Source organism: Streptomyces sp. NPDC050560, assembly GCF_044457285.1.
Taxonomy (GTDB): domain Bacteria; phylum Actinomycetota; class Actinomycetes; order Streptomycetales; family Streptomycetaceae; genus Streptomyces.
In genome coordinates this window covers 287,230-310,431 of the sequence record NZ_JBITGT010000003.1, presented here as the reverse complement: position 1 = coordinate 310,431, position 23,202 = coordinate 287,230, and the positions used below count along the sequence as shown (strand labels likewise).

Sequence of the window (23,202 nt, the reverse complement as noted above, 5' to 3'; positions counted from 1 at the left end):
GGGCGAAGTGACGGGTGACCCGCGGGTCCTGACCGTGCGTCCGGGGCCCGAAGACTACGCGTGGACGTTCGGCGGAGCCCCGCCGGTCGCCCGCGTCGAACCGGGCACGGTTCTCGACCTCTTCACGGAGGACTGCTTCGCGGGCCGGGTCCGCTCCGAGCGGGATCTCGTGTCCCAGGTCTGCGAGTTCCCCTTCCTCAATCCCCAGACGGGCCCTTTCCACATCGTGGGAGCGGAGCCGGGCGACACGGTGGCGGTGCACTTCGTCTCCGTCGAACCGGCCCGCGACTGGGCGGCGAGCACCACGGTGCCGCTGTTCGGCGCCCTGACCTCCACCCACACCACGGCCTCGCTCCAGCCCGCGCTGCCGGAGGCCGTGTGGATCTGGCAGCTCGACAGGGACCGGCGCACCGCCAGGTTCACGGCGAGAGAGGGCGACTTCGAGGCGGAGCTTCCCCTGGACCCGATGCACGGGACCATCGGCGTGGCACCGGCCAACCTCGAAGTCCGCTCGGCGCTGGTGCCCGACGCGCACGGCGGCAACATGGACACACCCGAGATGCGGGCCCATGTCACCTGCTACCTGGGGGTGAACGTACCGGGGGCGCTGCTGAGCCTCGGCGACGGGCACGCCAGGCAGGGCGAGGGCGAGACCTGCGGGGTGGCGGTCGAGTGCGCCATGCACACGGTCGTCATCGTGGAGCTGCTCAAGGGCGTCACCACGCCCTGGCCGCGCATCGAGTCCGACACCCACATCATCTCCACCGGGTCGGCCCGGCCGCTGGAGGACGCCTTCCGCATCTCCCAACTCGACCTGGTGCAGTGGCTGGTGCGTGACTACGGCTTCGGTGAGCTGGACGCCTACCAGTTCGCGACCCAGGCCGTCGAATCACCCTTGGCCAACGTCTGCGACACGAACTACACGTGCGTGGCCAAGCTCCGCAAGGAGTGGCTCCCCTCGCGGGAGACTCACCGCGGGCTGCACACAAGACTGCGGGAGGTGGCCAGGACCCTGTCCCCGTGATCCTCCCGCTCCATCGACCTCTTTCGAACAGTGCGCTGTATACCCCCCACCGAGAGGCAGATCAGCAATGGAACGTGACAGATCCCTCCACCTCCCCAGCCGCCGCACCATACTGCGCGGCGCGGCCCTGGCGGCCGTGTCCGGAGCGGCGCTCGCCGGAACCCGGGCGTCCGCCCAGGCCGCGGCGGTCGACTACCCGGGGGCGGAGTCCGCCCCGGCCAGTACGTCCAACTACACGGCGTCCAACAGGCCGACCAGCTACCCGATCGACTACGTCGTCATCCACGTCACGCAGGAGACCTACGCGGACACGCTGGCGCTCTTCAAGGACCCGGCGCACGCGGCGGCCGCCCACTACGTGGTGCGGTCCAACGACGGGCACATCGCGCAGTGCGTCCGCGAGCACGACGTGGCCTGGCACGCGGGCAACTGGGACTACAACACCCGCAGCATCGGCATCGAGCACGAGGGCTGGATCGACCAGCCCGAGTACTTCACGGACGTGATGTACGAGCAGTCGGCGCGCCTGACGGCCGCGGTCTGCGCGAAGTACGGCATCCCCATCGACCGCAACCACATCCTGGGCCACAGCGAGGTACCGGGCGCGGACCACACCGACCCGGGAGAGTACTGGGACTGGGCCCGCTATATAGCGCTGGTCAACCAAGCCTGATCCCCCGCGGGTCCGCCCGCGGCGAGGCACACGCGTCCGTGGGCGGCGGTCGGACCGCCGCCCAGGGGCGCGGCCGCGGGACGCAGGCGGTGGGTCAGGGGTGCAGATGGCTCACGATCTCCGCCGTGGCGGACAGGCCCTCGTGGATGGTCGGCGCCATCCGGCTTCCGGCGAGGGTGAAGCCCAGCAGCACACAGACGACGGCGTGCGACGTCTTCAGCGCGCCGTTGCGCAGGAACACGACCGCAAGGATCAGCAGGAACAACACCGCGGAGATGGAAATCGCCATCGTCACCCTCCAGAGCCACGCAGGTACCGCGCGTATCGGCGGCAAGTGTGGCGCAGCGGGGACCCGGCGACGGCGAGCCGCGCGTACTCCGAACGTGTGTTGACTGCGGGTGACGGTGTGGCTGTCGCCCCCGGTGGCGGCCGGGGGCGACAGCGGCTCAGTCGCCGCCGTGGGCGTCGAGGAACGCCTCAAGACCGGCGAGGTCGTCCGTGTTGAGCAAGTCGACCCCGGCGGTGAGGAGTTCGCCCCACAAGGCGTCGCGGGCCGGGCCCGGGGTGTCGGGGGTCTCCCAGAAGCGGACCCGCTGACCGTTGTCATGGGCGGTGGTGACGATGTCGTTCAGCCTGTCGCTTTCTGCGGAGGGGAAGTCGCCCGTGCCGCGCCAGGTGAAGAGGGTCGACCAGTTGTCGCTGATGAGGGGGATGAAGGAGGCGAGTGCGCCGCTGCCGAGGTCGTCGAGGCGGCCGTCGTAGAAGGCGTACCGCCGCTCCTGTTCCTCCATCGGGGCACGTGCCGCGCGGTCCCCGGAGATGACGGGGGTGACGGCGCGGACGGTCACCGTGCCGGCCGTGTACTCGGTGAGCATCTGGCGGTAGGGCCGCAGCCGCCGGTCGAGTGCGCGGTAGGCGGCGGCGCCGTCCGTCTTGATGTCGATGAGGAGTTCGAGGGAGGTGTGCCAGCCCTGGTAGACGGAGCCGCCGTTCGCCCGGACGCGGGCGAGCAGGGGGTCGAGGTACAGGGATTCGAGGGTGCGTGAGGGGTCGAGGTCCGCGAGGTCGTGCGCGACGAGCAGTTCTCCGTCGACGAGGTAGATGTCGGCCTCGACACTGCCGAAGCGGTGGTCGAGGGCGTCGAGGAGGGGGCGGGGGTGGTCGTAGTCGTTGTGCGCATGGGCGTGGGTCAGCGGGCGCAGGCCGCGCCGCCGGTGGGGGGACTGCGCCGAGGCGGTGGGGATCGCGAATCCGGCGCAGGCGAGTGCGGCGCCGAAGACGGTGAGGGCGCTTCGGCGGGTGGTGAGGGCCATGCTCTGCCTCCCGGGAGTGCCGTACGGGACCTCAGTGAGTATGAGGTGCCGGGACGTCAGGAGGCGCCGTTCCGGGGCGAGTTGGCGAGATGGACATCGGTCGTTCACTCCCCCGCGCCGGTCCGGGGGCCGGTCAGGGCATGGTGAGGCCGGTCAGCGCGGCGAGCCGGTCGAGGTGGCGGTCGGCGCTGCCGAGGGCGAGGGTGTCGGCCCTGGCGCGCTTCAGATAGAGGTGGAGGGGGTGTTCCCAGGTCATGCCGGTGCCGCCGTGCAGTTGCAGGGCCTCCTCGGCCGCGTGGACGGCGGTGGCGGAGCAGTGGGACTTGGCGAGCGCCACGGCAAGTGCGGTCTCGTCGTCCGGGGCGGCGGTGGCGGTGGCGAGGGCGTCCGCAGCGTTGCGGGCGGCGGCGCGGCTGTGCACGGTGTCGAGCCAGACGTGCGCGAGGCGGTGTTTGAGCGCCTGGAAGGAGCCGAGGGGCCGGTTGAACTGGTGGCGCTCGCGGGTGTGGCGGACGGTCTCGGCCAGGCACCACTCGGCGAGACCGAGCTGTTCCGAGGCGAGGAGCCCCGCCCCCGCGCTCAGCCCCCGGTCGAGGGCCGCCGCGGCGGGGGACGTAGCCGCGTCCCCCGGGGTGTCCGCGGCCGGGGTGTGCGGTGCGACGAGGCGGGCGGGGGCGGCGTCGAGGGCGACGTCGGCGAGGGGGCGGGTGACGTCCAGTGAGGTACGGGGTGTGAGGGTGGCCGCGGCGGCGTCCACCGCCCACAGGCCGGTGCGGGTGGGGACGAGCAGGTGGTCGGCCGCGTGGGCGCCGGCGACGGAGGTGACCCGGCCGTGGAGGCGGCCGCCGCGCTCCTCGACGGTGGTGGCGGGCGGGGAGCCCGGCCCGGCGGTGAAGGGCACGGCGAGCACGGCGACGGTGGCGCCTGCGGCCAGGGTCCGCAGCAGTTCCTCGGCGGTGGAGTCCGGCCCGCCCGATGAGTGGCCGGGACCGGTGGCCGGGGTGTCGGGACAGCAGAGGCAGGAGAGGAGGGTTTCCGTGGCGATGACCGCGCTGGTGAGGAAGGGCACGGGGGCGAGGGAGCGGCCCAGTTCCTCCAGGGCCACGGCGGCTTCGCGGTGGGTGGCGCCCTGGCCGCCGAGGCGCTCCGGCACGAGGAGCCCGGCGAGGTCCATGCCCTCGGCCAGGGCGGCCCACAGGTCGCGGTCGTACGGGCGGCCGTCCTCGGCGTGGGCCAGGACCCGGGACGGGCCGCCGTGGTCGCCGAGCAGCCCGCGGACGGCGGAGCGCAGGGCCTCTTCCTCGTCGGAGTAGAGCAGGTCGGGTGCGGTGCTCATCGGGCGAGGTCCTTCCAGGCGACGTCCTTGTCGGTACGGGGTTCCGCGGGGAGCTGGAGGACGCGTTCCGCGACGATGTTCAGCAGGACCTCGCTGGTGCCGCCCTCGATGCTGTTGCCCTTGGCGCGCAGATAGCGGTATCCGGCGTCGCGGCCGGTGAAGTCGACGAGTTCGGGCCTGCGCATCGTCCAGTCGTCGTAGTGCAGGCCCTCCTCGCCGAGGAGGTCGAGTTCGAGGGAGCTGATCTGCTGGTTGAGGCGGGCGAAGGTGAGCTTCATCGCGGAGCCCTCGGGCCCGGGGCGTCCCGCGGCGAGCTGTTGGCGCAGCCGCCGGGCGGAGAGCCGGGCGATCTCGGCGTCGGCCCAGAGGGCCAGCAGCCTGCGGTGCAGTCCGTGGGTGCGCAGGTCGGGCCGCTCGCGCCAGGTGCAGGCGACGGGTTCGATCATGCCGCCCTCGCGGGGCAGGGGCAGTCCTCCGATAGAGACGCGCTCGTTCATGAGGGTGGTGCGCGCGACGTTCCAGCCGTCGCCGACGGCGCCGATCCGGTGGGCGTCCGGGATGCGGACACCGGTCAGGAAGACCTCGTTGAACTCGGCCTCGCCGGTGATCTGGCGCAGGGGCCGCACCTCGACCCCCGGGTCGCTCATGTCGCAGACGAAGTAGCTGATGCCGCGGTGTTTGGGCACGTCGGGGTCGGTGCGGGCGATGAGGATCGCCCAGCGGGCCAGATGGGCGCTCGACGTCCACACCTTCTGCCCGTCCACGGTCCACTCGTCGCCGTCGCGCACGGCCCGGGTGGCGAGGGCCGCGAGGTCGGAGCCCGCGCCCGGTTCGCTGAAGAGCTGGCACCACACCTCCTCGCCGGTCCACAGGGGGCGCAGGAAGCGCTCCTGCTGCTCGGGGGTGCCGTGGGCGAGGAGGGTGGGGGCGGCCATGCCGAGCCCGATGCCGATCCTGCGCGGGTCGTTGTCGGGGGCGGCAGCGGCGGCGAGTTCGGTGTCGACGACGGACTGGAGTTCGCGGGGCGCGCCGAGGCCGCCGAGCCCTTCGGGGCAGTGCACCCAGGCGAGGCCCGCGTCGAAGCGGGCGCGCAGGAAGTCGAGCCGGGGCGTGGTGGCGGGCGGGCTGGTCTCCAGGAGCCGCCGGGTGCGGCGGCGCAGGTCGGCGGCGTCGGTCATGCGGTGCCTTCTTCCACGGTGGTGTCGCGGGTCGTGCGGCGGTCAGGCGGCGTCGGGGACGACGACGAGCCGCCCGGTGGTGGTGCCGTCGGCGACGCGCTGGACGGCGTCGGCGGCGTCGGCGAGGGGCACGCGCTCGGAGACGTAGGGGTCGATGGCGCCGCGGTCGGCGAGTTCGGTGAGCCTGCGGTGGCAGTCGGCGACCGCGGCGGGGTCCTTGGTGGCGTACAGGCCCCAGTGGAGGCCGAGGATGGAGTAGTTCTTCACCAGGGCGTGGTTGAGGGCGGGCGCGGGGACGGTGCCCCCGGCGAAGCCGACGACCACGATCCGGCCCTCGAAGGCGACACAGCGGGCGGACTGGGTGTAGGCGTCGCCGCCGACCGGGTCGAAGACGACATCCGCTCCCCTGCCCCCGGTGGCCTCCCTGACGGCGGCGACGATGTCGTCGCGGTGCCGGTCGAGGACGACGTCGCAGCCGAGGGCGCGGGCCGCGTCGGCCTTGGCGCTGCCGCCGACGACGCCGATGACCCGGGCGCCCGCCGCCCTGCCGAGCTGGACGGCGGCGCTGCCGACGCCGCCCGCCGCGGCGTGCACGAGCAGGGTCTCGCCTGCCTGGAGCCGGGCCCTGCGGTGCAGTGCGAACCATCCCGTCTGGTAGCCGATGAGCAGGGCGGCGGCCGAGGCGTCGCCGAGGCTGTCGGGGGCGGGCAGCAGGCCCGCCGCGTCGGCGAGGGCGTGGGTGGCGAAGCCGCCGTGGGGCAGGGCGGCGGTGGTGATGACGCGGCGGCCGTCGTCGGTGGTCCCGCAGATCTCCACACCGGGTGTGAAGGGCAGTGGCGGGCGCACCTGGTACTGGCCGCGGCAGAGCAGGGCGTCGGGGAAGTTGACGGCGGCGGCGCGCACGGTCAGCAGGACCTGGCCTGCGGCGGGCTCGGGGCGCGGGGCCTCCTCCAGCGTCATCACGCGGCCGGGTTCGCCGTTCTCATGTACTCGCCATGCCCGCACGGGACGCCTCCAGGGTTGTTTCGCGGCTCCGGAACCATCCGCATACTAAGCGGTCGCTTGCCTGTGGGGAACCACCCGCCCGTGGTCCGCCCGGGTCACCGCGGCCGGTCGGCAAGACGGCGGGGGCGCTCAGCGCGGGCGGAGGCTGGAGCGGCGTACGACCAGCTCGGGCTGGAGGACGACATGGCGGTGGGCGTGGTCGCCCTCGCCAGGCTCCGTCTCCTCAAGGAGGAGTTCAGCGGCGAGACCGCCCATGGTGACGGCGGGCTGGCGCACCGAGGTGAGGGGCACGGCGGCCGCGGCGGCGAACTCGATGTCGTCGTAGCCGACGATGGCGACCTCGTCTGGCACCGAGACCCCGGCGGCGAAGAGCGCCTGGAGCACCCCGAGGGCGAGGAGGTCGTTGGCGCAGAAGACAGCGGTGGGCCGGTCGGCGAGGCCCAGCAGCCGGGCGCCCGCGTCCCGGCCCGCGGCGACGTCGAGGCGTTCTGTGGGCAGTTCGCGCAGCGCGTCCGCGGGCAGTCCGGCCTCGGCGAGGGCGTTCAGGGCGCCCGCCCTGCGGTCCCTGACCTGGTGGAGCCCCACGGGCCCGCTGACGTATGCGATCTTGCGGTGTCCGGCGTCGACGAGGTGGCGCACCGCGAGCAGCCCGCCCGCGACGTCGTCGACGGAGACGGAGCACTCCGTGGTGCCCTCGGCGACCCGGTCCACGAGGACGAAGGGGATGTGGTGGCGGCGGAACGCGTCGATGTTGCGGCCGGTCGTGTCGGCGGGGGTGAGCAGCACGCCGCGGACCCGCTGCTCGGCGAAGAGGGAGAGGTAGTCGGCCTCGTCGGCGGTGTTCTGGGCGCTGTTGCAGACCATCACGCCGAGCCCGGCGTCGCGTGCGGTGCGCTCGGCGCCGCGGGCCACGTCGACGAAGAAGGGGTTGCCCATGTCGAGGACGAGGAGGGCCACGATGCGGCTCTGCCCGGCGCGCAACTGCCGCGCCGACTCGCTGCGCACATAGCCGAGGCGGTCGATGGCGGCCTTGACCCTGCGGCGGGTCCGCTCCGACACCACGTCGGGCCGGTTGATCACATTGGAGACGGTGCCGACCGACACCCCCGCGTCCCGGGCCACGTCCTTGATGCCGACCATGGTTTTCCTGTGCTCCGTCCTGCCGTGCCGGGTGCCGAGTGTGACAGCGTATGCGCGTTCGCCCGCACGGGCGCGCTCCCGGGCGTTCCGGGCGGCGCGGACGCCCTTGGGGCGGCTCGGGCCCAGCTCGGACGACGCGTAGTCTTCATACGTCCGATGATCGATGAGGAGGATCGATGCGTGTCGCCCTGTTCCTGACATGTGTCAACGACACGCTCTACCCGGATACCGGCCGTGCCGTCGTCGCGCTGCTGTCCCGGCTCGGCGTCGACGTCGACTTCCCGATGGCGCAGACCTGTTGCGGCCAGGCCCACTACAACACCGGCTACCGGCACGAGGCGGAGCCGCTCGCCGAGCACTACGCCGAGGTGTTCGGCGGCTACGACGCCATCGTGACGCCCTCGGGTTCCTGCGCGGCGATGGTGCGCGAGCTGTATCCCCGGATGGGGCAGCGCGCACGCGCGGAGGGCAGGGGCGACACCCTGGCCGCGACGCTGGCACCGGTGGTGCCGAAGACGTACGAGCTGACGGAGTTCCTGGTCGACGTGCTGGAAGTGACGGACGTCGGGGCCTACTTCCCGCACCGGGTGACCTATCATCCGACCTGTCACGGGCTGCGTTCGCTGCGCCTCGGCGACCGGCCGCGGCGGCTGCTCGAAGCGGTGGCGGGTCTCGACCTGGTGGAGCTGCCGGGCGCGGAGGAGTGCTGCGGTTTCGGCGGCACGTTCGCGGTGAAGAACGCCGACGTGTCCGCGGCCATGGGCCGCGACAAGGTCCGCAACGCGCAGTCCACGGGCGCCGACGTGCTCTGCGCCGCCGACAACTCCTGTCTGATGCACATCGGGGGCACCATGACGCGGCTGCGGACGTCCGTGCGTCCTGTGCACATCGCCGAGATCCTGGCCAGCACATCCGAGGAGCCCCTGGTATGAGCGGCACATTCGTGGGCATGCCCGCGTTCCCCGAGGCGGCCAGGGCCGCGGTCGCCGATCCGACCTTGCAGGGGAACCTGCGCCACGCCACGCACATCATCCGCCGCAAGCGCGCCGCGGCGGTCGCGGAGCTGGACGACTGGGCGGAGCTGCGGGAGGCGGGCCGGCAGATCAAGGACCACACGATGCGCCATCTGGAGCGCTACCTGCTCCAGTTGGAGGAGAACGTCACCGCGGCGGGCGGCACCGTGCACTGGGCGCGTGACGCCGCGGAGGCCAACCGCATCGTGGCGCGCCTGGTGAAGGAGACGGGCGAGAGCGACGTCGTCAAGGTCAAGTCGATGGCGACCCAGGAGACGGGGCTCAACGAGGCGCTGCTCGACGAGGGCATCCACGTCTACGAGACGGACCTGGCGGAGCTGATCGTGCAGTTGGGCGACGACCGCCCCTCACACATCCTGGTCCCCGCGATCCACCGCAACCGCTCCGAGATCCGGGAGATCTTCACCACCGAGATGGCGCGGTTCGGCCGCCCCGCGCCCGAGGGGCTCAGCGACGCGCCCGCGGATCTCGCGGAGGCGGCGCGGCTGCACCTGCGGGAGAAGTTCCTCCGGGCCAAGGTCGGGATCTCGGGCGCCAACTTCATGGTGGCCGAGACCGGCACCCTCGCGGTGTTCGAGTCCGAGGGCAACGGGCGGATATGCCTCACACTGCCGGAGACGCTGATCTCCGTCGTCGGCGTCGAGAAGGTGGTGCCCACCTGGCGGGACATGGAGGTGTTCCTCCAGACGCTGCCGCGCTCCTCGACGGCCGAGCGCATGAACCCGTACACCTCGACGTGGACGGGCACAAGCGCCGCGCACAACGCGGACGGCCCGAAGACCTTCCACCTGGTGCTGCTCGACAACGGCCGCACCGACACCCTCGCCGACCCCGTCGGCCGCCAGGCGCTGCGCTGCATCCGCTGCTCCGCGTGCCTCAACGTCTGCCCGGTGTACGAGCGCGCGGGCGGCCACGCCTACGGCTCCGTGTACCCGGGGCCGATCGGCGCGATCCTCTCGCCGCAGTTGCGGGGCACCGCGAGCACCATCGACGCGACGCTGCCGTACGCGTCCTCGCTGTGCGGCGCCTGTTACGACGTGTGCCCGGTCGCGATCAACATCCCCGAGGTCCTCGTCCACCTCAGGGAGCGGGTGGTGCAGGGCGGTCCCGTGGTACGGCAGGGCACCAAGGTGACGCTCAAGCCCGCCCGCGGGCACGCGGCCGAGCGCGCCGCGATGCGCGGCGCCCGCTGGGCGTTCTCGCACCCGGGCGCCCTGGGTACGGCGCAGCGGCTCGCCTCGCGCACCCGCAGGCTGCATCCGCGCAGGCTGCCGGGGCCCGGCAGCGCCTGGTCGGCGAGCCGGGACCTGCCGAAGGTGCCCGCGGAGCCGTTCCGCGACTGGTGGCAGCGCACCCGCGCCGAGCGAAGGGACCCCCGATGAGCAGCAGGGACGTGATCCTGAACCGGATCAGGCGCGCCGTCGCCGACCTTCCCGAGGACGACACGCCGTACGAGCGGGCGATCGACCGCGGCTACCGGCGGCGGCACGGCGACCTCTCCCCCGCGGGAGCGGTGGACCTGCTGGAGCGGAACCTCGTCGACTACCGCGCCCTCGTGCACCGCGCCACGGCCGCGGAGCTGCCCGCGGTGCTGGCGCGCCTGCTCGGGAAGCGCGGGGCCCGCACCGTGGTGGTCCCGGCCGGGCTGCCGCCAAAGTGGCTGGCGGCGGCCGAGGTGGAGGCGGTGCCCGACGACGTGTCCCACACCCCCGAGCGCCTTGACGCGGTCGACAGCGTCGTCACGGGGTGCGCGGTGGCCGTCGCGGAGACCGGCACCCTCGTCCTGGACGGCGGGCCCGACCAGGGGCGCCGCCGGATCTCCCTGGTCCCGGACCACCACATCTGCGTGGTGCGCGTCCCTGACCAGGTGGTCCAGGGGGTTCCGGAGGCGCTGGACCGCCTCGACCCAGTGCGCCCCCTGACCTGGATCTCGGGTCCCTCGGCGACGAGCGACATCGAACTCGACCGGGTGGAGGGGGTGCACGGCCCCAGGACCCTGGAGGTGGTGCTGGTGGGCGAGGGCTGAACGGCATGCGACGGGCGCGCCGCCGGGGCGGGTGTAACCTTTCATGTGCGCCTGAGGGGTTAGGAGGACCGCGGTGGTGACCGATTCCGCGCAGGAGGACGCGCTGCTCGAACTGCTCAACACCACGCCCGTGGTCGACGGCGCCCCGGTGGACCGCCTCGCGGACGCCGCGGCGGGGCGCGCGTGGCTGCGCGAGCGCGACGGCAGAGGCAGCGAGGCGGAGCGGCGCGCCGTCCGCGAGGTGCGCGACCTGCTCCAGCAGGTCGTGCGCGGACAGCGCACCCCGCGGGCGCTCGCGCCGGCGCTCGACGGGGTGAGCTGGCGCCCGTCCGTCCGCGACCAGGGCCTCGACTGGCTCCTCGACGCCCCGGCGGAGCGGCGGTACGGGGCGCGGATGGTGCTCACCTGGTTCCAACTGCACGGGACGAGGCCCGGCAGGCTGCGGCCGTGCGCCAACGACGAGTGCCTGCTGTTCCTGCTGGACCGCAGCAAGGCCAACACCGCCCGCTGGTGCTCGATGGCGGCGTGCGGCAACCGCATGAAGGCCCGCCGCCACCACCAGCGCACCCGCTCCGCCACGGCGGGCTGACACCGGCCGCGCGCCCGTTCGCGCCCGTTCGCGCCGCTTCAGTCGACCAGGTCGACCCGGAACGTCAGCAGGTTGGTGCCGAACGCCCTGACGGCCGCGCTGTTGAAGCTGGGGAGTTCCTTCAGCCTGGCGAGCGCGTCGTCCTCGGGGAGCGGGTGCGCGGTGCCGGAGTGCCAGTGCCCGCCGACCCTGACCCGGACCCGCGGATCGGCCTGGATGTTCTGCACGTACTGGGCCTTGTCGCCGTACTCGGAGACGAACCAGAACGCGTCGCCGACGCGGCGCCCGCCGATGGGGGTGCGGCGCGGACGGCCGGAGACGCGCCCGGTCGTCTCCAGTAGGATCTGCCCGGGCATCCGGCGCGCCAACGGGTTGGCCACCCTCCGCTGGAAGGTCGTGACGATCCGGAATCTGAGGTCGTTCTGGCGCGGCATGCGTGGCCTTTCTGTTCCGTGCCGGGTCCCCGGCGGCTGCTCGGCTCCGTCATACCCGAAACCGGCGGCCGCGCGAGCACTACGGCGCCGCGACAGGCAGGGGTTTCCGGAAGCGGCCACGGGAGGCGGGGCGCTTCAGGACACGGCGGAGGTGGGCATGGCGGAACTGGCGGTGCAGGCGGAGCCCGGCGAACTCGGCTTCGACGCGGGGCGGCTGGCCAGGATCGACCGGTACTTCGCGCGCTATCTCCCGGGCGGGGACGGCGGGAGCCCGCCGGGACGGCTGCCGGGATGGCTGGTGGTGGTCGCCAGGTCCGGGCGGATCGTGCATCTGTCGGCTTCCGGCATGCGCAATGTGGACGAGGGGCTTCCGGTCACCACGGACACCGTCTGGCGCCTGTACTCGATGACCAAGCCCGTCACCTCACTCGCGGCGATGATGCTGTACGAGGAGGGCGCGCTGGCGCTGACCGACCCGGTCTCCGCCTATATCCCGTCCTTCGCCGACCCGCGGGTCTTCCGCAGCGGCACGGACGTACGGCCGCAGACGGTTCCGGCCACGACCCCGATGACCGTGTGGCACCTGCTCACCCACACCTCGGGGCTCACCTACGGCTTCCACCGGGCGCACCCCGTGGACGCGATCCTGCGGGCGAGGGGCTTCGAGTGGAGCACCCCGCCCGGATACGACCTGGCGGCGTCCTGCGACGCGTGGGCGCAGCTACCGCTGCTGTTCCAGCCGGGCGCGGAGTGGAACTACTCCGTGGCCACCGACGTCCTCGGCCGGGTGGTGGAGGTGGCCTCCGGCCTGCGGCTCGACGACTTCTTCCGCACCCGGATCTTCGAGCCGCTCGGAATGCACGACACGGGCTTCCACCTCGGCCCCGGCCAGGTGGACCGGTTCGCGGCGCTCTACACGCCCGGGCCCGACGGGGAGCTGAGGCGGGCGGGCGGCAGCGGTGTCACCGAGCCGCCGAGCCATCTGTCGGGCGGCGGCGGGCTCATGGGGTCGGCCGGTGACTACCACCGCTTCGTCCAGATGCTGCTGGGGCGCGGCGCGTACGAGGGCGTGCGGCTCCTCGGGTCACGCACCGTCGACTACATGACCCGCAACCACCTGCCGGGCGGCGCGCTCCTGGACACGTTCGCCCGCCCGCTGCTCAGCGAGGTGGCCTTCGAGGGCACCGGCTTCGGTCTCGGCTTCTCGGTCGTGCGGGACGCGGCGGCCCTGCACAACCTGGTGTCGGAGGGCGAGTTCGGCTGGGGCGGCGCCGCCAGTACGGCGTTCTGGGTGGACCCGGCCGAGGAGATCACCGTGCTGTTCTTCACCCAACTGCTGCCCTCGGACACGTATCCCCTGCGCAGCAGGCTGCGGGCGCTGGTCAACCAGGCACTCGTCGACTGACCCGGCCCTCCGCCGGTCCGCGGTCCTGCCCGCCCGCGGTCAGTTCGCGTGGGCCGCGGCGGGCCGCCGACGGGGGCGGGCGGGGGCGTCCGTGGTGGCCATGCCCTCGCGCAGCCGTCCGATGATGCGGCTGAGGAGCCGGGACACATGCATCTGGGAGCAGCCGAGGCGCTCCCCGATCTGCGCCTGGGTCAATTCATCGACAAAGCGCCAATGCAGGATGAGTCGGTCGCGTTCGCTCAGCTCGCCGATGAGCGGGGCGAGGTCGTGAAAGTCCTCGACGAGTTCCAGTCCGTGGTCGTCCTGGCCGATGAACTCCTCCAACGGGCTCTCGTCGGTACCGCCGTCGCCGCCCATCGCGGTGCTCAACGACGCCGACTGGTAGGCGTTGGACGCCTTGCGGGCCTCGATCACCTCGTCCTCCGGCAGCGCCATGAGCTGGGAGAGTTCGGTGACCGTGGGCGTGCGGCCGAGCCTGCCGCGCAGTTCCTCGGTGGCCTTCGCCAGATGGATACGGGCCTCTTGCAGCCGCCTGGGGACGTGCACGGCCCAACTGGTGTCCCGGAAGAACCGCATGATCTCGCCGGTGATGTAGGGAATCGCGAACGAGGTGAACTCCACCTCACGCGCCAGCTCGAACCGGTCGATGGCCTTGATGAGACCGATCGTGCCGACCTGGACCACGTCCTCCATGTCGTCCCCCCGGCTGCGGAACCGGGCTGCGGCGAAGCGGACCAGGGAGAGACTCATCTCGATCAGGGTGTTGCGCACGTACTGGTACTCGGCGGTGCCCTCCTCAAGTTCCGCGAGGCGGGCAAGGAACTGCCGGGTGAGCCTGCGGGCGTCCTGCGGCTCCACCTTCAGGGGCTCCTCGACCCGGGGGAGCCCGGCCGTGCGCGTCAGCGGCCCACAACCCGTCACTGCCGTCGTGGCCGTCATGTCATCTCCATCCCTCGTCTCAACATACGGCCGCACTGCGCGAACCGTGTCCGCGAAACTGCGGACTGCCGCCGCGTACCCGCCACATGGCGGTGCACGCCTCCACTCCCCAAATACTTCACATGCGCGGCGGGGAGGTTGGGCGCCCCGGGGCCGGGTAGGCGCGCGGGCGCCGGGGCGCGGGCAGTGTTGTTTTCAGACGGTGGTGTCGACGAGGACCTTGCCCATGGCGCCGCTCTCCACGGCCTCGTGGGCGGCGGCGGTCTCCGCGAGGGGGTAGCGGTGCACCGGCAGCGGGGTGAGCGCCCCCGCGGCGAGCGCGGCGCCGACCTCGTCCACCGCGTCGGCCAGGTCCCGCGGCGGAACGCCGTACAGCAGCACGAACCTGAGGGTGACGTTGGGCGTCATCAGGGCGCGCACCGGCAGCGGAACGTCGGCGCCCGCGGCGTACACGGAGATGACGGTCCTGGGGCCGCTGACGGCGAGGTCGAGTGCGAGGTTGGGGCCGAGGGCGACCTCCACGACACGGTCCACGCGCGGGGCGAAGGCGCGCACTTGGTCGACGGCGTCCGCGTCGCGGTAGTTGACCACGTGGTCGGCCCCGGCGCGGAGGGCGAGTTCGGCCTTCTCCGGGCCGCTGACGGTGCTGATGACGCGGGCCCCCGCGTGCTTGGCGAGTTCGATGGCGTAGTGCCCGACGGCCCCGGCGCCGCCCGCGACGAGCACCGTCCTGCCGTTGAGACGGCCGTCGGCGAACAGGCAGCGGTGCGCGGTGAGGGCGGGCACACCGAGGCACGCGCCGAGTTCGTCGCTCGCGTCGTCGGGCAGCGGGACGGCGCGGTCCGCGGGCAGGACGCACCACTCGGCGGCGGTGCCCCAGCGGTTGTCCACGGCCGCGAACCAGGTCCACACCCGCTGGCCGACGCGGCCGGGGTCGACTCCTGGTCCTACGGCGTCGATGGTGCCGGAGCCGTCGTGGTGGGGCACCTGGAAGCCGTCGACGGCGCGCGGGGTGGCGCCGGAGCGGGACTTGACGTCGGTGGGGTTGATCCCGGACAGGGCGACGCGGACCCTGACCTGGCCGGGCCCTGGCTCAGGCCGCTCGACGTCCGTGACGTCGAGGACGTCGCGGGCGGCTCCCAGGCGTTCGTACCGGGCTGCTTTCACGGGTGGTTCCTCCGGCCTCGTCGCTCTCGCTCAACGGCCCGATGGTACGGCGGGCGGGTGCGCGGGGCGTGGACGACACCGGGCGGCGGGCGGCCGGTGGCTCACGCGCCCGCGGCGTGGCGCCAGAAGTCCCGCATCAGCGGCGGCGGCACGGGTCCCGTCATCTGCACCTGGCTGAGGAGGATGGTGACCGTGCCGGTCAGCGGGGAGATGTGGGCGGTGGTGCCGGTGCCGCCGACCCAGCCGTAGCGGCCGGGCGTGTTCCAGGGGTCGAAGGACTCGACGTCGACGGAGCCGCCGTAGCCCCAGCCCTGCCCCGACAGGAACAGGGTGGCCGCGTCGCGCTGGGCGCGGGTGAGGTGGTTGGTGGTCATACGGCGCACGGACGCGGCGCTCAGCAGCCGACGGCCGCCCGCGGTGCCGTCCGCGAGGAGCATCCGCGCGAAGGCGTGGTAGTCGTCGACGGTGGAGACAAGACCGGCAGCGCCGGAGGGGAAGGCCGGGGGGCTGCTCCACTGGCCGTCCGGCGCGTCGACGAGGCGTGCGCCGCCCTCTCCGTCGGGGGCGTAGAGCGAGGTGAAGCGGTGCAGCTTCCCCCGGGGGACGTGGAAGCCGGTGTCGGGCATGCCGAGCGGGGCGAAGAGGCGCTCCGCCAGGAACTCGGGCAGCGGCTGCCCACTGGCCCTGGCGACGAGGACGCCGAGTATGTCGGCGCCGGTGTTGTACAGCCAGGTGTCGCCGGGCTGGTGCAGCAGGGGGATGCGGGCGAGTGCGGCCATCCAGGTGGCCGGGTCCGGGACCTTCCCCGGCTGCGGGGGTCCCTGCCGCAGGAGTTCGAGGAGCGGCGCGACGGCGGGCAGCGTGAAGTCGGCGGGGAATCCGTGGCCCGCGCGGAACGTCAGCAGGTCGGTGGGCGTGAGGGGCCGGGACGCGGGCACGACGTCGTCCACGGGGCCCGCCGGGTCGCGCACGACGACCGGTTCGGCCAGTTCCGGCAGCAGGCGGCCGACGGGCTCGTCGAGGCCGAGGAGCCCGTCGTCGACGAGCGTCATCGTCGCGGCGGCGATCACCGGCTTCGTCAGGGAGGCGATACGGAAGATCGCGTCCCGCGCCAGCGGCCGGGTGCCCTCGGCGTCCGTGTGCCCCACCACCGCGACCTCCTGGCGGTCGGCGTGCGCCACGAGGGCCACCGCCCCCGGCAGCGGGCCCGTCCTCACATGCCGGTCGAGGATCTCGGTCAGTTCCGTGCTCGCCATCGCTCCGCCTTCCGATGCCTGTCCCCTGGGCCGTGTCGTTGCGCCTGGGAGACTTCGGCGGGCGCGGCAACTCATCGGTGCGGTGTCACGCGCCCGCCCCCTGCGGTGTGTCGACGAGGTTCCGCTCGGTGTCGGCGATCAGCGCGTACCGCTCGTCGTCGACCTCGCCGCCCCACAGGCCCGGGTCACGGGCCAGGTCCACCACGCGTACGGCCGCCGCCAACGGGCGAACGGCCGCGGTCAGCTCCGCCGCGCCGACGCCGCCGTGCCAGGGCAGTGTGCCCGCTCCCGTGCCGTACGGCGGGCCCTGCCGGCCCGACGGCTGCCGCCAGCGGCCCTCGATGAGCACCAGCCTGCCGCCGGGGCGCAGCAGCCCCGCCCAGGTGCGCAGCGCCGCCCGGGGATCGGGCAGGGTCCACAGCAGGTGCCGGGCGAGCACGGCGTCGAAGCCGCGCCCCTCGAACGGCGGCGCCGTCGCGTCGCCCACACGGAAGTCGCCCGTCGCGCCCGCCGCGGCGAACTTGGCGCGGGCCCGCTCGACCATGGCGGGGGCGAGGTCACAGCCGGCGACCCGGTGCCCGTCGTACGCGGCGAGGAGCGCCAGGGACCCGGTGCCACAGCCCACATCAAGGACAGCGGAAGGCCGGTCAGGCAGCCAGTCACGCAGCCGGGCCGCCCAGGCGCGGCGCACCGGCGCCGAGCGCAGGCCGTGGTCCGGCTCCTCATCGAAGGCGGGGGCCGCGGCGTCCCAATAGGCGGCGATCAGACGCCTGCTGTCGTCGGTCATGGGGCGATCCTCGCAGCAGCCCCTCCGATTGACCGCTCTTCCGTGAAACGGCACAACGAACCCTCGCCCCATGGAAAACATTCGAACGGGTGAAGCACTGCCGCACCAATTGTTCGGCGGGGTCGGGGTCGACTAGCGTGAGCCCCAGTCCGAAACCGCGTCCGAATTCCCGGTCCAGGAAACTCCGTTGGCCGCATGAGGAATTGAACGAGCCACATCCCTGATGAAGAGCGCGATCGCCCGAGTCCGTCGACGACCGGAGAGCGCACCACCCAAGAGAGAGGCGGGTACCCGTGTTTCACCTCGGCGAGGCAGGCAGTGCACAGCAGATGGCGCCCCGTCCCACCAGGGCGTGGAGCCCCCGCGAGATACCCGGCCGCAGCGGCTGACACACCGCCGCGCCACCCGGCACCACCGTCTGGTGCCCCGGCTCGGCAACAGGGCGGCGGATGGCGGAACTTGCCCTGGTTGGTACGGAGTCGCCGGGTCATCCTGTACGGATGGCGGCCGACGAGGGCGTGACGTTCCGCAGTTCCGAGGTCTCCTACACGAGCGGCGCCCTCTTCGGTGGCTGCGCGGGGACGTTCGTGGCAACGCTCCCCTACGCGGTACTCCACATCATGTCGCCGCTGTCGGACTCCACCATCAACTGGATCACCGCCCTCGTCATCCTGGCGGGAGCCACGCTGGGCGCGGTGGCCCTGCGCAGGGAGGTTTACCGGGCCGCCTTCACCCGGGACCATGTGCACCTCGTCAGCAGGGGCGGCACCCGCACCGTGGCAGTGACCGACCTGCTTGAGGTACGCATCAACCACACCGGCGACACCGCGCACGGCTACACGGCCACGGTGCTCAGCCTGTCCATCGCCGGACGCCGCCGCATCACCATCCGCAGCCGGCACTCCCCCGAACTCGGCGACCACATCATCCGCAGCCTCGGAACCCACGCGAAAGTAACCGAAATCTGGGAGGAGCGAGAGGAGCTACCCGACATCTGAGTCCACCCACGGACCCCGTGGTCACAGGCGTCATCAGGCCCCCGGTCGCCTCCCGCGCGGCCGGACCCGCCCCCTCGAAGCGCTCCACGCAGAACCGCCCGCAACACCAGGCCGCATACTCGATGGCCGACCACCCGCCGCCCTGGGTACGGTCGGTCTCCCGGCCGACCCGCACCGGCGGTCGCCCCGCCCAGGAGCGCTTCCCGTGACCACTCAGCAGACGACGACAACCCTGTGGCGCCCCACCGGGCCGAAAGAACTGGCACTGGTACGCGAGCTGGACTGGCGCGCCTGGCCGCCCCGCCTGCCCGAACAGCCGATCTTCTACCCGGTGTTGAACGAGGACTACGCCGTCAGGATCGCCCGGGACTGGAACGCCACACGCGACGGGACCGGCTTCGTCACCCGGTTCGAGGTCCACTCCGAGTTCCTGCGCAGATACCCCGTCCAGCAGGTCGGTGGCAGGACCATTCTCGAACTGTGGGTACCGGCCGAAGAACTCGACGAGTTCAACACGCACATCGTCGGCAGAATCCAAGTGGTCCACGAATTCCACGCCCCGAGCTGACCACCGCCCTCGACCGCAGGGAGCACCAGAAGACCGGAAAACCAGCAGAAGCGCCCCGGCACAAGGCGACAGGACCAGGAGGGGAGAGAGGAGGTATGGAGAGACCGGAAGAGACACGGGGAACAGGGACAGGGCCGCATCCGCTGCTGCGGTATTTCCTCGACGCCGCCCAAGGGCACTTCCCCCCGGTCGACGGACTCGTCACCGTCGTACCGCCGCTGGGGCGCGGGCTTGAGGTTGCGGTGGCCTTCACGGGCCACGCCGTGGTGGCCACCGCGCTGCCCGCCGAGGAGATACGGGCCCGGGGCGCCGACGGCTACGGGCAGGCCCACGCCCCCGACTTCCTCCGCCACCTCGCGGGCCCCGGCGGCTGGCTCGACAGCCTCGACGCCACGCTCGTCGGACACGGCACCGGAGGCGCGGTCCTCCCCCGGCGGACGGACGCGGAACAGCACCCGCGCGTACGGCACGCCCGCTCGATACGCGGGGACGTGACCGTGTACGGGGACGAGCGGGGCCTCGTCACCCTCGGCAAGGGCGTCGCGGGGCGACGGGAGATCAGCGTCGAACTCGACGGACCGCAGGGCGGTACGGGGGTGGGCCGCGGCCTGCTGCGGGACGCCCTGACGCTGGTACCCGAAGGCGAGCCGCTGTTCGCCGCCGTGTCCCCCGGCAACGCACGCTCCCTACGGGCCTTCCTGGCCTGCGGATTCACACCGATCGGCAGCGAGGTACTCCTGCGGCACGCCCGCCACTGAAGCCTCATGCCCCGAACCCTGAACCCCGAAAACCAGTGGAAGAGGACCACTGGGCGGCCCTACCGTGCTGCGGCACCAAGTCATCTGGGAAAGGACGTCCCGTTGTACACCCTGTGAGACCTCCCGAGCGCTGATTCGTCGCGCGTCGCGCCTGCGCGCCGCGCCCCTTACCGCTGCGGATTTCTCACAGAGACCGGTGTACTTCTGTGCTCAGAAGCTGGGTGGTCATGCCCACCCGCCTCCCGCTCATCCACCGCCGTTGCCACACCTGCGGGTCCGAACGCTTCCGGACAGCAGGCAAGTTCCGTGTCAACGCACATCACAAACTCATCGACGTCTGGCTCCTCGCGCTCTGTACCGAGTGCGGGGAAACCGCGAAGCTCGCGGTCCTGGAACGGGCGAACGTGCGCTCCATACCGCCCGCGCTGCTGGGGCGACTGCACGACAACGACCCCGCTCTCGCGGCCGAACTGCTCCAGGACCCGGAGATACGGCGCCGCCAACGCATCGCCCTCGACTGGGACGGCGCCTGGCGCCTCGACACCGGCGGCCCGGACCGCCTCGACGAGGAGGTGACCGACGTCTCGGTGCACTTCGCGGCACGGATTCCCGTCCGGCCGGCCCGGCTCATCGCCGAAGGGTGCCGCCTCCCGCGCGCCGAGGTCGAGAGGCTGATCACGAAAGGAGAACTCGTCTCGGCCGTGCGGCTGACCGGCAGGCTCAGCAACGACTTCACCTTCACACTCAAACGCTGAGCGCCCCTCGGTTCCAGGGCCTGTCCGGTGCGATCCGGCGGGCGGGCCCTGGTGGCGGATGCGGCGTCACGTCCACAGACGTACCGCCAGCACCCCGAGCCCCGCCCGGGCGGCCTCCCGGTGCACACGCAAGGGACCGTCCAGCAGGTCCACGGGGTCCTCGACATCGGGCCAGTCACGGATACGGGCGAGGACGAGGTCCCGGGCGCCTTCCCCCACGGGCGTAAGGGTGCGGGTCAGGTCGGGGAGGCCCGCCCGTACCTGGTCCGACGACAGAAGCCAGTCACCGGCCACGCCCGGCAGCCGGGAGGCACGGTCCGGGCCAAGGCCGTGGAACAGGGCGGCCACCGGATTGTCCTTGACGATGAAGGTGTGGAAGGGCCACACCCTGTCGTCCAACTCGTCGAGCCACTCCAGCGGGCAGAGGTCACCCGCCGCGTCCCGACCGCAGAAAGGAGAGTCCTGAAGCATGGCGAAGAGGTGGAACGCCTCGTCGGTGTTGAGTCCGTCCGGGCCCCAAACGGGCACCGCTTCCCCACCGCGGCGGGCGTCCTCGCGCCACCGCGACCAGTTCGCCGCCGTCTCGGGGCGACTCGCGGCGGCCCGCAGGGCGGGCAGGGCGTCGGGCGCCCACGCGGCCACGTGTCCGTCCCCGACCGCGCCCACGAGCCACGTGCTCGACTTCCCCATCCGCCACGACTCCCGCCCCCGACCGGGCGTTCAGCGTAGACGGCGCGGGCGGGGCGGCACGCGAAGGGGGGCACGCGCGCGGCCGTGAGCAAGGGGGCTCAGTCGTCGTCGTGGTGGAGGGTGCCGTCCTCGTCCATGGTGGGGTGCATCTTCATGGGGCCGTAGCTGTCCTGGTCGGAGGAGCGGGGCTGCTCGGGGCCCTCGGAGCCGCAGCGGACCATGCGTTCGATACGGCAGATCCTCAGCAGCCGGTTGTCGACCCGCACCTCGTCGGCGCGGCCCGCGGCCCTGAACTCCTCGGCGGCGCGCGCGTAGACGGCCCTGGTCTCGTCGTCGAACTCGCTGATCAGCGGCCAGGTCTCGGTCATGCAGTCGTACAGGAGGCGGCGGGCCTCGTGGGGCGTGGGCATCAGGGAGCCGCGGGGGCGCCAGCCGTCGTCGAGGTGTTCGACGACGCCGAAGCTGACGGGGAGGAGGACCACCTGGGGATGGGTCTCGGTGGCGCGCAGCGAGTCGGCGCGCACCTGTTCAGGGAAGCGGGAGCCGGTGTAGGCGAAGCTCTGGAGGCCGAGTTCCATCGCCCCCAGGGCGAGGCCGCTCTTGCGGTCGGTGTCCAGGGCGAAGCCGGTGTCGGGCGGCGAGGGGTTCAGACCGCGCTCCCAACTGATCTCGGAGGGCTCCACATCGGTGGGGCGTGGCGGCTCCAGCCGGTCGTCCCTGCTGCGGGCGAACTCCTCGCCGCGCACCACGCGGTAGCGGGTGCCTAGCGCCTCGACCTCGTTGACCGGCTCGCGCTCAAGCAGCGACACCGCGGCGAGCAGTTCCCGCCGGTCGGCGCGCTCCTCCGTCTCGTCCTTCGCCTTGAACCAGAGAAAGGAGTTGAGCCCGTCGCGCGCCTCCTGCGGGGTGCCGCAGACCACGGGCTGGAGCAGCGTCCAGGGCCCGGCGCCCTTCTCGTCCCGCGTCGCGAGGCCGAAGACCGGGCCGCGCAGGGCGATGTGCGGATAGCGGTACGACGCCTCCACGGCATCGGCCTCCGTCACCCAGGCGGTGGGGTCGTCCCGGCGCACCAGATCCTCGTGGAGCCCCTCAAGGCGTCGCTTCCAGTCATCAGCCATGCGCACATTGTTATCGTCCGTGCGCCGTCACCACGACCCCGGGCCCCCACGCGTCAACGCGGTGCCGCCCGCGCGGTCTTGACCACAGGGGGCCGGACCTGCGCGAGTCCCGGCGCGAAGCCGCCCAGGCGGGCGGGGGGCCAACCCCGTCTTCATCCTTACGAGTTAATCCGGCGGCCTCCGCGGTGACGGGCGCCCGGCCGCCCGTATGCGCCGCCGGAAACGGCCCGGCGGGTCGGCGGGAACTCCTTCGGGTGAAGACCTTGACCGTCCTGTCCTGACAGGATTACATAACGGCATCCGCCCTCTCAGCGCCGCCGCAGCCCCCCTCCGGCGCCCCCGCCCGCGGCCCATTCGCGCGGCCGGGACCACGCGTCGTACCGCCCCTGTCGAGAGGATGTCCATGCCTCCCTTCGCCATGCCCCCGGTCCCCCCGATGGCGCTGTCCCTCGACACCGCGCGGGGCGCCCTCGCCCCTGAAGGGCCGATGCTGGTGCGGCGGATGAGCGATCTGGAGGGCCTGTTCCGGTCCGCGGACGCCTGGCGGGCGGCGTGTGACGGGGACGACCCCGTGGTGTACGAGGTGACGTCCTCGCCCGTACCGGAACTGCCCCGGGAGCTGCCGCAGTCGGTGACCACGATCAGACCCGGCGCCTGCGGCGGGGAGTTCCACATGACCAAGGGCCACCAGCACCCCGACCCGCAGGGCGAGATCTATCTGGGGCTCAGCGGGCGCGGCGGGCTGCTGATGTTCGACGGGGAGCGGCCCGAGTGGGTCGACATGGGCCCCGGCACCATCGGCTACATCCCGCCCGGCTGGGCGCACCGCTCGGTCAACACGGGGGACGAGCCGTACCGCTTCCTCGCCGTCTACCCCGGTTCCGCGGGGCACGACTACGGCTGGGTGCTGGAGCACGGCATGGGCCTGCGGGCCCGCCGCGGCACCGGCGGCGAGGTGTCCCTGGTCCCGTATGACGGCTGAGGGCCCGCGCGGGCGCCGCGCCCCGGG

The 23,202-nt window shown here is 72.7% G+C and carries 25 protein-coding genes; 12 read left to right on the top strand and 13 right to left on the bottom strand.

The window, feature by feature from the left end:
* Nucleotides 1–7: 7 nt before the first annotated feature.
* Together ACIBIW_RS08820 and ACIBIW_RS08815 are read left to right on the top strand one after the other, a co-directional pair.
* The gene (locus tag ACIBIW_RS08820) at nucleotides 8–1,024 is read left to right on the top strand and encodes an acetamidase/formamidase family protein (RefSeq protein WP_399333515.1); all 1,017 of its coding nucleotides are present in this window, start codon (nucleotides 8–10) and stop codon (nucleotides 1,022–1,024) included.
* A 67-nt stretch (nucleotides 1,025–1,091) separates the two neighbouring features.
* Nucleotides 1,092–1,697, top strand: a complete 606-nt coding sequence (locus tag ACIBIW_RS08815) for an N-acetylmuramoyl-L-alanine amidase (protein WP_399333513.1) — start codon at nucleotides 1,092–1,094, stop codon at nucleotides 1,695–1,697.
* A gap of 94 nt (nucleotides 1,698–1,791) precedes the next feature.
* Here ACIBIW_RS08815 and ACIBIW_RS08810 read toward each other — a convergent pair whose 3' ends face one another.
* From ACIBIW_RS08810 to ACIBIW_RS08785, 6 genes are all read right to left on the bottom strand, one after another.
* On the bottom strand, nucleotides 1,792–1,986 hold the full coding sequence (locus tag ACIBIW_RS08810; RefSeq protein WP_399333511.1) for a hypothetical protein: 195 nt from the start codon (nucleotides 1,984–1,986) through the stop codon (nucleotides 1,792–1,794).
* 157 nt (nucleotides 1,987–2,143) lie between these two features.
* Nucleotides 2,144–3,010, bottom strand: coding sequence for a phosphatidylinositol-specific phospholipase C/glycerophosphodiester phosphodiesterase family protein (locus ACIBIW_RS08805; RefSeq protein WP_399333509.1), 867 nt, complete (start codon nucleotides 3,008–3,010; stop codon nucleotides 2,144–2,146).
* Between the two features lie 133 nt (nucleotides 3,011–3,143).
* Nucleotides 3,144–4,346: an acyl-CoA dehydrogenase family protein gene (locus ACIBIW_RS08800; protein ID WP_399333507.1), complete on the bottom strand. Its 1,203-nt coding sequence runs from the start codon at nucleotides 4,344–4,346 to the stop codon at nucleotides 3,144–3,146.
* On the bottom strand, nucleotides 4,343–5,524 hold the full coding sequence (locus ACIBIW_RS08795) for an acyl-CoA dehydrogenase family protein (protein WP_399333505.1): 1,182 nt from the start codon (nucleotides 5,522–5,524) through the stop codon (nucleotides 4,343–4,345). Before ACIBIW_RS08795 ends, ACIBIW_RS08800 begins: the two co-directional genes overlap by 4 nt.
* A 42-nt stretch (nucleotides 5,525–5,566) precedes the next feature.
* Entirely contained in the window at nucleotides 5,567–6,529 is a 963-nt protein-coding gene (locus ACIBIW_RS08790; protein ID WP_399333502.1) for an NADPH:quinone oxidoreductase family protein, read from the bottom strand.
* A gap of 129 nt (nucleotides 6,530–6,658) precedes the next feature.
* Nucleotides 6,659–7,669 (bottom strand): LacI family DNA-binding transcriptional regulator, encoded by a 1,011-nt coding sequence (locus tag ACIBIW_RS08785; RefSeq protein WP_399333500.1) that lies wholly within the window; start codon nucleotides 7,667–7,669, stop codon nucleotides 6,659–6,661.
* Between the two features lie 176 nt (nucleotides 7,670–7,845).
* On the opposite strand from ACIBIW_RS08785, the gene ACIBIW_RS08780 reads away from it, so the two are divergent.
* From ACIBIW_RS08780 to ACIBIW_RS08765, 4 genes are all read left to right on the top strand, one after another.
* Complete coding sequence (locus ACIBIW_RS08780; protein ID WP_399333498.1) at nucleotides 7,846–8,601, top strand: (Fe-S)-binding protein; 756 nt, start codon at nucleotides 7,846–7,848, stop codon at nucleotides 8,599–8,601.
* Entirely contained in the window at nucleotides 8,598–10,085 is a 1,488-nt protein-coding gene (locus ACIBIW_RS08775) for a lactate utilization protein B (protein ID WP_399333496.1), read from the top strand. Before ACIBIW_RS08780 ends, ACIBIW_RS08775 begins: the two co-directional genes overlap by 4 nt.
* Nucleotides 10,082–10,729, top strand: a complete 648-nt coding sequence (locus ACIBIW_RS08770) for a lactate utilization protein C (RefSeq protein ID WP_399333494.1) — start codon at nucleotides 10,082–10,084, stop codon at nucleotides 10,727–10,729. Before ACIBIW_RS08775 ends, ACIBIW_RS08770 begins: the two co-directional genes overlap by 4 nt.
* A 76-nt stretch (nucleotides 10,730–10,805) precedes the next feature.
* Nucleotides 10,806–11,318 (top strand): CGNR zinc finger domain-containing protein, encoded by a 513-nt coding sequence (locus ACIBIW_RS08765; protein WP_399334007.1) that lies wholly within the window; start codon nucleotides 10,806–10,808, stop codon nucleotides 11,316–11,318.
* 38 nt (nucleotides 11,319–11,356) lie between these two features.
* Here the strand turns inward: ACIBIW_RS08765 and ACIBIW_RS08760 are convergent, their stop codons facing one another.
* Nucleotides 11,357–11,752, bottom strand: coding sequence for a nitroreductase/quinone reductase family protein (locus tag ACIBIW_RS08760; RefSeq protein WP_399333492.1), 396 nt, complete (start codon nucleotides 11,750–11,752; stop codon nucleotides 11,357–11,359).
* Nucleotides 11,753–11,909: 157 nt separating this feature from the next.
* Here ACIBIW_RS08760 and ACIBIW_RS08755 point away from each other — a divergent pair, with 157 nt between their 5' ends.
* Nucleotides 11,910–13,157, top strand: a complete 1,248-nt coding sequence (locus ACIBIW_RS08755; protein ID WP_399333490.1) for a serine hydrolase domain-containing protein — start codon at nucleotides 11,910–11,912, stop codon at nucleotides 13,155–13,157.
* A 39-nt stretch (nucleotides 13,158–13,196) separates the two neighbouring features.
* Here ACIBIW_RS08755 and ACIBIW_RS08750 read toward each other — a convergent pair whose 3' ends face one another.
* The 4 genes from ACIBIW_RS08750 to ACIBIW_RS08735 all read right to left on the bottom strand — a co-directional run bounded on the left by ACIBIW_RS08750 (nucleotide 13,197) and on the right by ACIBIW_RS08735 (nucleotide 17,306).
* On the bottom strand, nucleotides 13,197–14,096 hold the full coding sequence (locus ACIBIW_RS08750; RefSeq protein WP_399333488.1) for a SigB/SigF/SigG family RNA polymerase sigma factor: 900 nt from the start codon (nucleotides 14,094–14,096) through the stop codon (nucleotides 13,197–13,199).
* 195 nt (nucleotides 14,097–14,291) lie between these two features.
* A complete protein-coding gene (locus ACIBIW_RS08745; protein ID WP_399333485.1) occupies nucleotides 14,292–15,263 on the bottom strand; it encodes an NADPH:quinone reductase in 972 nt (323 codons plus the stop codon).
* Between the two features lie 101 nt (nucleotides 15,264–15,364).
* Nucleotides 15,365–16,519 (bottom strand): serine hydrolase domain-containing protein, encoded by a 1,155-nt coding sequence (locus ACIBIW_RS08740; protein ID WP_399333482.1) that lies wholly within the window; start codon nucleotides 16,517–16,519, stop codon nucleotides 15,365–15,367.
* Between the two features lie 85 nt (nucleotides 16,520–16,604).
* Nucleotides 16,605–17,306, bottom strand: coding sequence for a class I SAM-dependent methyltransferase (locus ACIBIW_RS08735; protein ID WP_399333480.1), 702 nt, complete (start codon nucleotides 17,304–17,306; stop codon nucleotides 16,605–16,607).
* Between the two features lie 500 nt (nucleotides 17,307–17,806).
* On the opposite strand from ACIBIW_RS08735, the gene ACIBIW_RS08730 reads away from it, so the two are divergent.
* The 4 genes from ACIBIW_RS08730 (at nucleotide 17,807) to ACIBIW_RS08715 (ending at nucleotide 20,385) form a co-directional block, all read left to right on the top strand.
* A complete protein-coding gene (locus tag ACIBIW_RS08730) occupies nucleotides 17,807–18,304 on the top strand; it encodes a hypothetical protein (protein ID WP_399333478.1) in 498 nt (165 codons plus the stop codon).
* Nucleotides 18,305–18,509: 205 nt separating this feature from the next.
* Nucleotides 18,510–18,872 carry a hypothetical protein gene (locus tag ACIBIW_RS08725; RefSeq protein WP_399333475.1) on the top strand — a complete coding sequence of 121 codons (363 nt, stop codon included), beginning with the start codon at nucleotides 18,510–18,512 and terminating at the stop codon, nucleotides 18,870–18,872.
* A 95-nt stretch (nucleotides 18,873–18,967) separates the two neighbouring features.
* Nucleotides 18,968–19,630 carry a hypothetical protein gene (locus ACIBIW_RS08720; RefSeq protein WP_399333473.1) on the top strand — a complete coding sequence of 221 codons (663 nt, stop codon included), beginning with the start codon at nucleotides 18,968–18,970 and terminating at the stop codon, nucleotides 19,628–19,630.
* A gap of 206 nt (nucleotides 19,631–19,836) precedes the next feature.
* Complete coding sequence (locus tag ACIBIW_RS08715) at nucleotides 19,837–20,385, top strand: DUF1062 domain-containing protein (protein WP_399333471.1); 549 nt, start codon at nucleotides 19,837–19,839, stop codon at nucleotides 20,383–20,385.
* 66 nt (nucleotides 20,386–20,451) lie between these two features.
* On the opposite strand, the gene ACIBIW_RS08710 is transcribed toward ACIBIW_RS08715, so the two are convergent.
* Nucleotides 20,452–21,075 (bottom strand): hypothetical protein, encoded by a 624-nt coding sequence (locus ACIBIW_RS08710; protein ID WP_399333469.1) that lies wholly within the window; start codon nucleotides 21,073–21,075, stop codon nucleotides 20,452–20,454.
* 98 nt (nucleotides 21,076–21,173) lie between these two features.
* Entirely contained in the window at nucleotides 21,174–22,193 is a 1,020-nt protein-coding gene (locus ACIBIW_RS08705; protein ID WP_399333467.1) for a DUF5954 family protein, read from the bottom strand.
* A gap of 403 nt (nucleotides 22,194–22,596) precedes the next feature.
* On the opposite strand from ACIBIW_RS08705, the gene ACIBIW_RS08700 reads away from it, so the two are divergent.
* On the top strand, nucleotides 22,597–23,175 hold the full coding sequence (locus tag ACIBIW_RS08700) for a glucose-6-phosphate isomerase family protein (protein WP_399333465.1): 579 nt from the start codon (nucleotides 22,597–22,599) through the stop codon (nucleotides 23,173–23,175).
* The last annotated feature ends 27 nt before the right edge of the window (nucleotides 23,176–23,202 follow it).

What these genes read in the sequence shown, in the direction of transcription:
- ACIBIW_RS08815 (WP_399333513.1), top strand. Translation starts at nt 1,092, where the DNA reads ATGGAACGTGACAGATCCCTCCACCTCCCCAGCCGCCGCACCATACTG.
- ACIBIW_RS08810 (WP_399333511.1), bottom strand. Translation starts at nt 1,986, where the DNA reads ATGGCGATTTCCATCTCCGCGGTGTTGTTCCTGCTGATCCTTGCGGTC.
- ACIBIW_RS08805 (WP_399333509.1), bottom strand. Translation starts at nt 3,010, where the DNA reads ATGGCCCTCACCACCCGCCGAAGCGCCCTCACCGTCTTCGGCGCCGCA.
- ACIBIW_RS08800 (WP_399333507.1), bottom strand. Translation starts at nt 4,346, where the DNA reads ATGAGCACCGCACCCGACCTGCTCTACTCCGACGAGGAAGAGGCCCTG.
- ACIBIW_RS08795 (WP_399333505.1), bottom strand. Translation starts at nt 5,524, where the DNA reads ATGACCGACGCCGCCGACCTGCGCCGCCGCACCCGGCGGCTCCTGGAG.
- ACIBIW_RS08785 (WP_399333500.1), bottom strand. Translation starts at nt 7,669, where the DNA reads ATGGTCGGCATCAAGGACGTGGCCCGGGACGCGGGGGTGTCGGTCGGC.
- ACIBIW_RS08780 (WP_399333498.1), top strand. Translation starts at nt 7,846, where the DNA reads ATGCGTGTCGCCCTGTTCCTGACATGTGTCAACGACACGCTCTACCCG.
- ACIBIW_RS08775 (WP_399333496.1), top strand. Translation starts at nt 8,598, where the DNA reads ATGAGCGGCACATTCGTGGGCATGCCCGCGTTCCCCGAGGCGGCCAGG.
- ACIBIW_RS08770 (WP_399333494.1), top strand. Translation starts at nt 10,082, where the DNA reads ATGAGCAGCAGGGACGTGATCCTGAACCGGATCAGGCGCGCCGTCGCC.
- ACIBIW_RS08760 (WP_399333492.1), bottom strand. Translation starts at nt 11,752, where the DNA reads ATGCCGCGCCAGAACGACCTCAGATTCCGGATCGTCACGACCTTCCAG.
- ACIBIW_RS08755 (WP_399333490.1), top strand. Translation starts at nt 11,910, where the DNA reads ATGGCGGAACTGGCGGTGCAGGCGGAGCCCGGCGAACTCGGCTTCGAC.
- ACIBIW_RS08750 (WP_399333488.1), bottom strand. Translation starts at nt 14,096, where the DNA reads ATGACGGCCACGACGGCAGTGACGGGTTGTGGGCCGCTGACGCGCACG.
- ACIBIW_RS08740 (WP_399333482.1), bottom strand. Translation starts at nt 16,519, where the DNA reads ATGGCGAGCACGGAACTGACCGAGATCCTCGACCGGCATGTGAGGACG.
- ACIBIW_RS08735 (WP_399333480.1), bottom strand. Translation starts at nt 17,306, where the DNA reads ATGACCGACGACAGCAGGCGTCTGATCGCCGCCTATTGGGACGCCGCG.
- ACIBIW_RS08730 (WP_399333478.1), top strand. Translation starts at nt 17,807, where the DNA reads ATGGCGGCCGACGAGGGCGTGACGTTCCGCAGTTCCGAGGTCTCCTAC.
- ACIBIW_RS08720 (WP_399333473.1), top strand. Translation starts at nt 18,968, where the DNA reads ATGGAGAGACCGGAAGAGACACGGGGAACAGGGACAGGGCCGCATCCG.
- ACIBIW_RS08710 (WP_399333469.1), bottom strand. Translation starts at nt 21,075, where the DNA reads ATGGGGAAGTCGAGCACGTGGCTCGTGGGCGCGGTCGGGGACGGACAC.
- ACIBIW_RS08705 (WP_399333467.1), bottom strand. Translation starts at nt 22,193, where the DNA reads ATGGCTGATGACTGGAAGCGACGCCTTGAGGGGCTCCACGAGGATCTG.
- ACIBIW_RS08700 (WP_399333465.1), top strand. Translation starts at nt 22,597, where the DNA reads ATGCCTCCCTTCGCCATGCCCCCGGTCCCCCCGATGGCGCTGTCCCTC.